General features: G+C 64.3%; 9 protein-coding genes and 1 tRNA gene. 2 read left to right on the top strand and 8 right to left on the bottom strand.

The features are described from left to right. Positions 1–2: 2 nt before the first annotated feature. On the bottom strand, positions 3–3,239 hold the full coding sequence (locus QP803_RS21450) for a maltotransferase domain-containing protein (protein ID WP_284945523.1): 3,237 nt from the start codon (positions 3,237–3,239) through the stop codon (positions 3–5). A 220-nt stretch (positions 3,240–3,459) separates the two neighbouring features. Here QP803_RS21450 and QP803_RS21445 point away from each other — a divergent pair, with 220 nt between their 5' ends. Then, a complete protein-coding gene (locus QP803_RS21445; RefSeq protein ID WP_284945522.1) occupies positions 3,460–3,759 on the top strand; it encodes a biotin/lipoyl-containing protein in 300 nt (99 codons plus the stop codon). Between the two features lie 11 nt (positions 3,760–3,770). Here QP803_RS21445 and edd read toward each other — a convergent pair whose 3' ends face one another. Both edd and QP803_RS21435 read right to left on the bottom strand, forming a co-directional pair. Then, complete coding sequence (edd, locus tag QP803_RS21440; protein ID WP_284945520.1) at positions 3,771–5,576, bottom strand: phosphogluconate dehydratase; 1,806 nt, start codon at positions 5,574–5,576, stop codon at positions 3,771–3,773. A gap of 78 nt (positions 5,577–5,654) precedes the next feature. Next, positions 5,655–5,731 (bottom strand) — tRNA-Pro (locus QP803_RS21435). 94 nt (positions 5,732–5,825) lie between these two features. Here QP803_RS21435 and QP803_RS21430 point away from each other — a divergent pair. Then, complete coding sequence (locus QP803_RS21430; protein WP_284945519.1) at positions 5,826–6,200, top strand: DUF423 domain-containing protein; 375 nt, start codon at positions 5,826–5,828, stop codon at positions 6,198–6,200. Between the two features lie 55 nt (positions 6,201–6,255). Here the strand turns inward: QP803_RS21430 and QP803_RS21425 are convergent, their stop codons facing one another. The 5 genes from QP803_RS21425 to QP803_RS21405 all read right to left on the bottom strand — a co-directional run bounded on the left by QP803_RS21425 (position 6,256) and on the right by QP803_RS21405 (position 10,488). Next, complete coding sequence (locus QP803_RS21425) at positions 6,256–7,284, bottom strand: calcium-binding protein (RefSeq protein ID WP_284945518.1); 1,029 nt, start codon at positions 7,282–7,284, stop codon at positions 6,256–6,258. Between the two features lie 242 nt (positions 7,285–7,526). Next, positions 7,527–9,512, bottom strand: a complete 1,986-nt coding sequence (locus tag QP803_RS21420; RefSeq protein WP_284945516.1) for an AI-2E family transporter — start codon at positions 9,510–9,512, stop codon at positions 7,527–7,529. A 104-nt stretch (positions 9,513–9,616) separates the two neighbouring features. Further along, positions 9,617–10,033, bottom strand: a complete 417-nt coding sequence (locus QP803_RS21415; protein WP_284945514.1) for a helix-turn-helix domain-containing protein — start codon at positions 10,031–10,033, stop codon at positions 9,617–9,619. Next, positions 10,015–10,281 carry a BrnT family toxin gene (locus tag QP803_RS21410; protein WP_284945513.1) on the bottom strand — a complete coding sequence of 89 codons (267 nt, stop codon included), beginning with the start codon at positions 10,279–10,281 and terminating at the stop codon, positions 10,015–10,017. The genes QP803_RS21415 and QP803_RS21410 overlap by 19 nt, the downstream gene beginning before the upstream one ends. A gap of 36 nt (positions 10,282–10,317) precedes the next feature. Further along, a complete protein-coding gene (locus QP803_RS21405) occupies positions 10,318–10,488 on the bottom strand; it encodes a DUF1127 domain-containing protein (RefSeq protein ID WP_284947995.1) in 171 nt (56 codons plus the stop codon). Positions 10,489–10,544: the final 56 nt, after the last annotated feature.

Here is a 10,544-nt window from a genome sequence, read left to right as displayed (position 1 = left end):
GCTTAAACGATCTCCGGCTGAACGCGCCATAGGGCGAAAGGAAAAGAGGGGTCGAGGTTCACGCGCTGCCACTTGCCGGTCCAGGTGAACCGCTCACCAGTGACAAGGTCGGCTGCGCCGATCCGGCCCTGATCCGGGATCGACCACTTGTACAGCGGCAGTTCGAAGGCCGTAGACTGGTAGGCGTGAGGATCGAGGTTGGCCGCGACAATGACGACATTGGAGCGATCGGGTGTTGCCTTTTCATAGATCATGACCTGCGCGTTGCTGGACGGCAGGAAGGTGATGCCGAGATGCGTTTGAAGCGCCGGATTCTGGCGACGAATGCGATTTAGCATCGTGATCTCATTGACGATATTGCCGGGACGGTTCCAATCCCAAGCGCGAATCTGGTATTTTTCGGAGTCGAGGTATTCCTCGCGCCCCGGCAGGGGCGTTGCGTCACATAGCTCGAAGCCGGAATAGACACCCCAAAGACCTGACAGCGTCGCTGCGAGCGCGGCCCGCAGCAGATGCCCGGCGCGACCCGAGGTTTGTAGGAAGACCGGGTTGATGTCGGGCGTATTGACGAAGAAGTTCGGCCGGAAGAAATCGGATACCGGCTCCGTCGTCAGGGTCGTCAGATACTCCTCCAACTCGGCCCGCGAATTGCGCCAAGTGAAATAGGTATAGGATTGTGTGAAGCCGACCTTGCCGAGGCGGTTCATGATCTTCGGCCGCGTGAAGGCTTCCGCCAAGAATTGCGTGCCGGGATATTTGGCGCGCACCTCGGCAATCAGCCATTCCCAAAACGGAAAAGGCTTGGTGTGCGGATTATCGACACGGAAGATGCGAATGCCCTGCTCCGCCCAGAACATGACGACATTGGCCAGCGCGACCCAAAGATCGGGCACCGCCTCTTCCGCATAGAAATCGACATTGACGATGTCCTGGTATTTCTTCGGCGGATTCTCGGCATATTTGATAGTGCCGTCCGGACGCCAGGCGAACCAACGCTTATGCTCACTCAACCACGGGTGATCAGGCGAGCACTGGATGGCGAAATCGAGGGCGAGTTCCATGCCATGCGCCGCCGCCGCTTGCCGCATATGCTGGAAGTCCGCGAGGCTGCCAAGTTCCGGGTGTATCGCGTCATGCCCGCCGTCGGCGCTGCCGATGGCATAGGGGCTGCCCGGATCATTCGCGCCGGCATCCAGCGTATTGTTCGGCCCCTTGCGATTGCTGCGGCCGATCGGGTGGATTGGCGGAAAATAGAGCACGTCGAAACCCATGTCGCGGATACGCGGCAAATGCCGCTCGACATCCGCGAAGGTGCCGTGACGCGTCGGGTCGTCGCTCATCGAGCGCGGGAAGATTTCATACCAATTCGCGAAGCGCGCCTCGGCACGATCGGCATCGACCGGGAAGGTGGCAGACCGCACGGCGAAGGGCCGCGTGTCGGCACGGGCCATCGCCGCCGCGACATCGGCAGAGAGAAGCAGCGCAATCCGCTCCGCATTATCCCCCTGCGTAAAGGCCCGGGCGACGGAGGCGAGCGGCGCGCCCGCCATCTCGATCAGATGCTGGCCCTCGATCATCTCGACCCGCACATCCACGCCCGCGTTATGCTTCTTGGACAGTTCGTCCCTGAAGGTCGCATAGGCATCGCGCCAGGCCTCGACCGCGAATTCGTGCAGCCCGACCTGCTGAAGCGGGAAAACCGCCTGCCAGCGGTCATTGCCGAGCAGGCGCATCCGCGCCTCGCTCCAGTCGCATTCACCGACCAATCGCCACATCAGCACCACGCCGAGCTGGTCATGCCCGTCACAGACGATGTCGGCTTCGACAGTGACCGTCTCACCGGCGATGCGCTTGGCGGGGAAACGGCCGTCATCCACGGTGGGGGACACGGCCTCGATGCCGATGCGACGGTGTTCTTCGGCCGCGATCCTGCCGGACTCCGCAAGCGGCGGCCGCTCAGACAGGCGGATTGCCTGAGCCTTGAGGGCAATCATGCGCAGCTCACCCGGATCGAGGGCGAGAGGGGAGTCAGGGCTCAAGCCCTCCGCCACGAAGCGGCCACCGATGGAGGCAAGGAATGACCCGAGCACGACTGCTTGGCCCCGGCCAAGGTCGGTGTTGACCACCGTGAGGGTCGCGTCCTCGGCGTAGCGCAGATCGGCCTCGCTGCGGATGAAGGCCAGCGATACGGCATCCGGGCTGCTCAGCAGACGTGGGGTCCCAGACAGGCGCGGCTGGTTGGCGGCCTTGATCTCCTGCGCCAGCGACGCATCCAGCGGAAGAACAGCCGGAATGTCGCGCCGGGGGTCCATCGCCTGGGCGGCACTCGCCTCGAAGCCCATGGGCATGAGCATTCCATCGCCGAAGGCGGCTGCGAACCGCAGCAGGCGGCGTTGGGTCGCCGCCAAGCGTGTCATGTCACTCACATGGCCGGCCAGGCGCGCGCCGAAGGGCTCTTCGACCAGAGCGATGGCGGGCGCGATTTGGCGCAGGGCTTCGGCCTCGGCCCATAGCCAGTCGGACTTGAAGTCCCACCAAGGGAGAGACGAAAAAACATAGTCCAGGCCCGTGCCCTTGAGGGCCGACAGCGCCTCGCGCGGCAGGCCAGGCGTCCAGCCCAGCAGATGGGACGGAGTTTCGCTGCGCAAGCGCCCGATCAGGGGCGCGAGCATGGCCGGCGGGATTCCGGTCAGGTCGAGGCTGTAGCCCGCGATGCCGGCGTTATCCCAGGCGCTGATTTGGTGAGACCAGAAACCCGCCAGAGCCTCCGCCCCGTCATCCCAGCGCGCAAGCGCGGCGTCCGCCTCCGCGCCGTAGCGGCGCGGGTCAAGGGACCGCTCAGACTCCGATGCGCGAAACAGGGAGCCGTTCTGCTGGGCGATGCGGCCGCCGGAGGCGACCGCTGACAGCCCGACCTCCATCAGCGGGGTCAAGCCCCGTGCGCGGCAGGCGCCGGCCAGGAAATGCAGGGCCTCGGTCGCCGGCCCGTCCCAGCCGAGGGCCGGATGCGGGCGGTCGAAATCGGCGGGCAGCAGCACCGATGGCCCCGCGAAAACAGGGGCGGTGAGGATATGGGTGAAACCGAGTGCGGCCGCCCGGTCCAACCAGGGACCCCACGTCTTGAGCGGCCCCGCAAGCAGCGGATGAACGGCATAAATGCGGGGACTTGGCATGGCGGGCCTTTCCGTTGCGGTGAGGGAGGCCTGCTGTGCCGAGGCGACGCCTGTCTGGAGTGTCATCACGGCCTTTGTTCTGCTGTTCGTAGACAACGCCCGGGGGCGCCCCCGTCATATGGGTGGCGATTCCAAACCGACAGGCGGCAGAGGATCACAAAGGCTATTTTTCGCGGGCGACACGGCCCGAGGTCGGACGGGAGTCTCGTAGGGCGGAAAAGCGCAGCGTAGTCCGCCACGCGCATGTGCGATAACGTCTCCGCGCTCAAGCCCGAGGAGACCGCCTGTGGAAATCGAACTCGTGATGCCGATGCTCGGCGAAGACGTCATCGAGGGTCAGATGCGCACCTGGGTGAAGTCAGAGGGCGATTCGGTGATCGAAGGCGAGGTCGTCGCCGTCATCAGCACGCCGAAACTCGACATGGACCTCGAAAGCCCCGCGACCGGAGTCCTTCAGACCATTGTGGTCGATGAGGACGAGGTCGCGGCCGTCGGTGCGACCCTCGCCATCATCGATACCGATGAGGACGAAGATGGCGAGGACGACGACGACGAGGCGGACGAAGACGAAGAAAAAGACGCCTAGGCGGCGAAACTCTAGGCGCCTTCCTCGGCGGTCAGCGCCCGCGCGCGCATCCCCTCGAACAAGCCGCGCCCCATCGACTCCGCCAAAGGATCATGCGGCGCGATGGTAATCTCCCGGGCAGTCCATTCGGCGTCGGACACTTCCGCCATCAAGGTGCCCGCCTCGGCGTCCAGCGTCACGATATCGCCCGTGCGCACACGCCCGACCGGACCGCCCATCATCACCTCGGGGCTGAGATGGATCACCATCGGCACCTTGCCCGACGCGCCGGACATCCGGCCGTCCGTCACCAAGGCGACGTGAAAGCCCTGGTCCTGCAAGGCACCCAGCACCGGCGTCAGCCGATGCAGCTCCGGCATTCCATTGGCGCGCGGTCCTTGATGGCGGACGACACAGACGAAATCGCGCTGCAACTCGCCCCGCTTATGGGCCGCCGCCACCTCCTCCTGCGTGTCGAAGACGATCGCGGGTGCCCGGACATGGCGATGCTCTGGCGCCACCGCCGAAATCTTGATGACGCCCCGACCGAGATTGCCCTGCATCAGGCGCAACCCGCCATCGGCCGAGAAGGGCCGTGCGGCGCGCGTCAAGACCGAGGCATCGCCGCTTTCGGCCAAGCCATCCCGCCAGACCAGGGCGCCGTCCACCAAGGCCGGTTCCTGCCGATAGGCAGAGAGGCCACCGCCCGCGACCGTGGTCACATCCTCATGCAGCAGCCCGGCATCGAGCAATTCGCCGATCAGGAAGGCCATGCCGCCGGCGGCGTGGAAGTGGTTCACATCCGCCTTTCCGTTCGGATAGATGCGGGCGAGCAGCGGCGTGACAGCAGAGATATCGTCGAAATCATCCCAGGTGATCACAATGCCGGCCGCCCGCGCCATGGCGACGAGATGGATGGTGTGGTTGGTCGAGCCGCCGGTCGCCATCAGCGCCACAATGCCGTTGATGACGGCTTTCTCATCCACCACTTCGGCGATGGGCGTGAAGTCATTGCCCCGCGCCGTAATCTCCAGCACGCGCTTTGCCGCCGCCGCCGTCAGCGCATCCCGCAACGGTGTATTGGGATGCACGAAGGCCGCGCCCGGCAGATGCAGGCCCATGACTTCCATCAGCATCTGATTGGAATTGGCAGTGCCATAGAAGGTGCAGGTGCCCGGCCCGTGATAGGCCTTCATTTCCGACTCCAGCAGCTTGTCGCGCCCGCATTCGCCGAGCGCATATTGCTGCCGCGTCTTGGCCTTCTCGGCATTTGAAATGCCCGATGTCATCGGCCCGGCGGGCACAAAGATAGTCGGCAGATGGCCGAACTGCAGGGCGCCGATCACCAGACCCGGCACGATCTTGTCACAGATGCCCAGCATCAGTGCCGCGTCATACACATTGTGGGACAGGCCGATGGCCGCGCTCATGGCGATGATGTCGCGCGAAAATAGCGACATCTCCATGCCCGGGTTGCCTTGGGTGACACCATCACACATCGCGGGTGTCGCCCCCGCGACCTGGGCCAAGCCGCCGGCCGCGCGGGCCGCCGCGCGAATGATATCGGGATACTGCTCATAAGGCTGATGGGCCGAGAGCATGTCGTTATAGGAGGTGATGATGCCGATATTCGGCGCAGCGCCGGAGGCAAGCTTCAGCTTCTCCCCCGCCGTCATCGGCGCATAGGCATGCGCGAGATTGGCGCAGGACAGGCCAGCCCGCGCCGGAAAGGCGTCGGCGCTCCGCTGTGTCCGCGCGAGATAGGCCGCGCGGGATTGCGCGCTACGAGCCCGTACGCGGTCGGTGACGGAGGCGATGCGCGGGTGACGGTCTGCCATAGGGTAACCTCCTGCTTCCAGGGACGGCGACCCTTCTAGACCCGATTCGGCGGCGCGATAAGGATCTTGCGCGGAATCTGGTCGGGACGAGAGGATTCGAACCTCCGGCCTCCTGCTCCCGAAGCAGGCGCACTACCAGGCTGTGCTACGTCCCGTAACCATGAATGTCGTTGCCGACCGAGGGGCGGCATATAGCGGGCGGAACAGACGGCGGCAAGTCGCTGTTCGGAGTATGAGGAGTGCGTGACAATGGACCGTCTTTGGCTCGGCCTGGGCGCCGTATTCGGCCTGATCGGCGTGATGATGGCGGCCCTTGCCGCCCATGCGCTGCCGGGCCGGCTGTCATCCACGGCGCTTGCGCTGGTGCATACGGCCATCGAGATGCAGATGTGGCACGCCTTGGCGCTCATCGGCTGCGGCATCCTGGCTCGGATTAGTCCCGCACGTGGCGTGACGCTTGCCGGTATCGGTTTCGCCCTGGGCACGATCCTGTTTTGTGGCGCCGTCTACAGCATCGCCTTGGCGGGGATCGAACTGCCTGGCGTGGCGCCGACCGGCGGCTTCCTGGTCATGGCTGGCTGGGTCTGTCTCGGCAGCCTGGCCTTCAGGCGCCCTGCGGTCTGAGCCGACAGCTCTCCGCCATAATGGAGCCCGTCTTCGGATCGCCGAGCGGACTGCGTTATTTGAAGATTGTATGATCGTAACCTTCGATCGTCACCACCGTGCCATCCGTCAGCACCAAAACATCGGCGCCCTGCACGACGTTTTCCGAGGCAATCGCGTTTCCAGCGTATCCCCCGAAGACCATGATGTCGGTGGGCTTGAAGCCGTAAATGTCGGCAGTGCCACCGGCATGGCCATTGATGAAGGCGTAGACGTCGTACCCTTGCCCGCCGAAGACGGTGGATGCGCCGCCGCCGCCGAGCACCGTGTCGCTGGCATCATTCAAATCCATATGAACATTGCCGCCGACACCATTGGGGTCCGTCGCGAGAAGCTCATTGCCGGTTCCCGTGACGCCGACGAGCTGGCTATCACCGGAGCCCCCGATCAGGGTCGTGTTGCCAGCACCCACGGCATAAGCGGTGGTGGTTCCGGCGCCAGCAACCAAGGTGGTGCTGCCAGTACCGCCGCCACCCACCAGGGTGCTTGCCCCTGCGCCGCCGATCAGAACGCTATCGCCGCTGCCTCCATAAATCGTCGATTGTCCGGTGCCGGCGAGAACCGAAACCGCACCGACGCCGCCGATGAAGAGCAGGGAGGAGGCGCCACCCAAAACCGTCGCGCCCTGAGCACCGGCCGCGACGGTCGCCGCGGCAGCTCCAGCGTTGATCGTATCGGCGCCGAGGGCATAAACCACCGTCGAACCTGGGGTGAGCGTCAGAGCGGTACCCAGATTAGGCCCGTTGTTCTGGAGGAAATAGGTTGTTCCCGCACCGCCGCCGGTCAGCGTGTCCCCACTGGTGGTATCTAAAACCGCTGCGTAACCGCCAGGGACCGTTGTGGCGGTATTCGCCGTGATGATGAGGGACGCGTTGGGGGATGCGGTTGCCGGGGCAATCGTTCCATAGCCCGCATAGAGCACGCTCGCTGCGGTATTGACGAAGTAGGTGTTGAAGGTCGCTGTGCCAGAGGCGGGAACATCGACCTGGGAACCCGTGAAGTTCAGACTTGCCTGACCACCACCGATCGTCACGTTACTGGCCATAGACTTGCCCCTCTAGCGATCACGTCGTTACGATTCGTGCAATACGAACCGCCATCTGCCTAAGCTGCCGAAGGCCGCGATGGCTCAGGCGTGCGATCGACCGCGTCGACCCAATGATGCAGCAGCATCGATTAGGTCTTCCGAAGTCTGATCGCCCCAAGCTTTCGTCGTTGCCTCAGGACCGATGGGGACATTTACGCAGGGCAGAATGAACAAACGTTTAAAGGGGCCGCGCTGAGCCCTTATTTCCTTGCAGCCTCTGAAACGCTTGGTCGGCTTTCGACCTCGACACGTCGTTCGAGTTCGTGGCGTCGCACGATCTCGACAGCCTGGATCACCATCTCCCGCAAGGAAGAGGCATAGCCGTCTGCGCCCATCATGCGGCGCATCTCGTCATTGGCGAGGAAATCATCCTCCGCCGGCCACAGCCCGACGAGCAGGGGCACTTGCGGCAGCCTGTGGCGCAGTCGCCGCAGCAGGTAGCGGAGATTGGGCGGATGGCCGAGAATCTCCAGATAGGACACGCAGAGCACGGCAATGCCGGTCACTTCCAAAGCCGCGATATTGGCGCGCGAGGTGGTGTCATGATCGACCGTTCTCACATCGAATCCATGCTTGCTCAAAAGCTGGGCCAGCATGGCGGAGCCGATGTCATCCAAAGGCCCGCGCCCGGAGACGCAGAGTGCGATCGGCCGCGGTCGCGGTTCGGCCGCATGGTCGTCGCCCTCGGTCCCGCCCACGTCCAGAGCCGGCGCGGGTTCATTGGCAACGAGTCGCTCCGGCCGTTCCACGCCCGACACGGCGGCGGCCTGCGCGCTCAGTCGATCCGGCGGATCGACATCGTCCCAACTGTCTAGCTCATCGACCAGGGTTTTAAGGTCGCCGCGAAGGCGCTCCACCTGATGAGGGGTCAGCGCACCACGCAGAATGTCGTTCGCCGCAAGGGAAAGGGCCTTGAGCGCCACGCCATCGTAATAGGCGGACAGCGACCGGCTCTGCAGCAACTGCTCCGCTTGCTCCTGCACCTCGTCGGGATCATGCGCGAGCAAACGCTGGTAGAAGGTCTCGATCGGCGTCAGCGCCGGCCGATCCCCGAGCAGGACGTCGAAGAATTCGAGCCGCTTGACGTGACGTGCGACGACGACGAGGCAGAGCGTCAAAGGCGTCGACAGAATCAAGCCGATCGGTCCCCACAGCCAACCCCAGAAGATGGCCACGACCAGCACCGCGACGGGAGACAGGCCGGTGCTGCGGCCATAGAGCATCGGCTCCACGACCTGACCGGTGATGCCCTCGGCAAACAGGAACAGCACCAGGGTCGAGACCGCCAAGCCCCAATGCGGGTCCACGGCGGCAGCAAGGGCGACCGGCATCAGGGCCGAAATCAGCGAACCAATATAGGGCACGAAGCGCAGCAGCATCGCGAGCACACCCCAAAGCATCGGGCTCGGCACGCCGATCACCGCAAGGCCGATGCCGATGACGACGCCGAAACCTGCATTGATGCCCGTCTGGGTCAGGAAGTAGCGCGAGAGGCGCTTGGCGGCGTCATCGATTGCCAGTGTGGTGCGGTGCAGATCCTGCGAACCGAAGAGGCGGATCAGCCGGTCGCGCAAATCCTCCTGCTGCAACAGGAAGAAGACCGCGAAAACGATGACGATGCCGATCGTCTCGATAGGACCGAGAATCGGTGTGAGGATGCTCTCCGCCAGACTAAAGGCGGAGGGCGAAGGCTGCTGCACCGCGACTGCCAGCGGTGGCCGGGCGTCCGATCCCGGCGCGGCGGCAGGCGCCTGGCTGGCGCCGTGGCCATTGCCAGCAGGGAGATGGGCGAAATGGCTCATGACAATGCGCAGGCGGTCCGTCGCGAAATCCCGTACGGCTTCGAATTTATGCAGAATAGTCGCCTGATATTGGGGCAGATCGCCGGCGAGATTGGCGAGCTGCGTGCCGATCAGACCGCCGATGAGCACGATGACGGCCAGGGCGATCAGCACCGCGAAAAAGACCGCGACGACCTTGGGCAGACGCAGCCGGCGCAACAGCCCCACCACGGGCCCAAGCACGAAGCTTAGAAGAATGGCGAGCGTGATCGGGATCAGGACAGCCTTGGCCAAGTAGAGCGCGGCGACCACGACCACCGCGACGAGGAGAACGAGAAGCCCTTCCGGTCGCGGCGCCTCCGTTCCGGGAACTGCCGCGATAGGTTTTATAGACAGGTCCGGCATGCGGCGCTTCCTCCGGGCCGCCGTCGGAATGATCAGGCCCCCGCCGATATGGTCACGCCCCGCTGATCCGATAGTGGCGGGGATCGTGATCGACGAGGCCGTGATCAGCTGGCCAGGAGACGCCGCATGGTGGCGGGATCGGTCTGGATGGCATGCAACAGCGCCAAGCCGGGTTTGTCGGGCACTCGCCTTCCCTGTTCCCAATCGCGGAGCGTGCCGACCGGAATACGGTAGACCTCTGCGAACACCGCCTGCGGCAGGCCGGTTCGTCGGCGCGTAGCCCGCACCAGACCGGCAAACGTCTCGGCCTCGGTCAGCAGCGGCGCGGCATCCGGGTTGGACTTTACCTGGCGGGTGATATGGGTGTCGATCATCGCGTCGAGCGCAGACCAATCCGTGTCCCGGAGCGCTGCCTCCGCTATCGCGCGGGTGACCTGGATGACGCCGGATGGATGGGACGCCGGGGCGGCGCGGATGTTTGTGACCGGCCCCCGTGTCGGTTTCACTGCCCTGGCAACCATCGCCGCTGTTCCTTCTTGTTCGCTTTTCGCACTGAGATGATCCGCGCTGCGTCGCCACGGAGCGTCCACACGCAAACGAAGAGTCTTGATCCCACCAGACCGAATGTGATCAGCCGCTCTTCGCTGTCGTGGCGCGGATCGACCACTTCGCCCGCCTGCCCGTCCAACACAAAAAATCCGACGGCCAACGACACCCCGTGCTTCGAACGGTTAGCCTGATCCTTTGCTTGGTCGAACTCTACCCGCATTCCCGAATGTACTGATAGTCAGTATATTCGTCGAGTCTAGAATGACCGAGTTTCGGTACGAGACCGACGGGAGGAATCGGCCGGCGTTTCGAGATCCCAAGCGGCGCGCTTGGATTCGAACAGCGCCTCACCCCTGGAAATGCCAATGTCGGCCCGCATCCGATCATCCATGCCGACAAGCTCCTGTCGGCTGCGGGCCGCTTTCATCGCCCGTCGGACGAAGGCCATCACGGCCCGGATGCCGATGCCGCGAAGGCGGGGTT

The organism is Acidisoma sp. PAMC 29798, from assembly GCF_030252425.1.
Lineage (GTDB): Bacteria > Pseudomonadota > Alphaproteobacteria > Acetobacterales > Acetobacteraceae > Acidisoma > Acidisoma cladoniae.
This window is presented reverse-complemented; position numbering and strand designations above follow the sequence as displayed.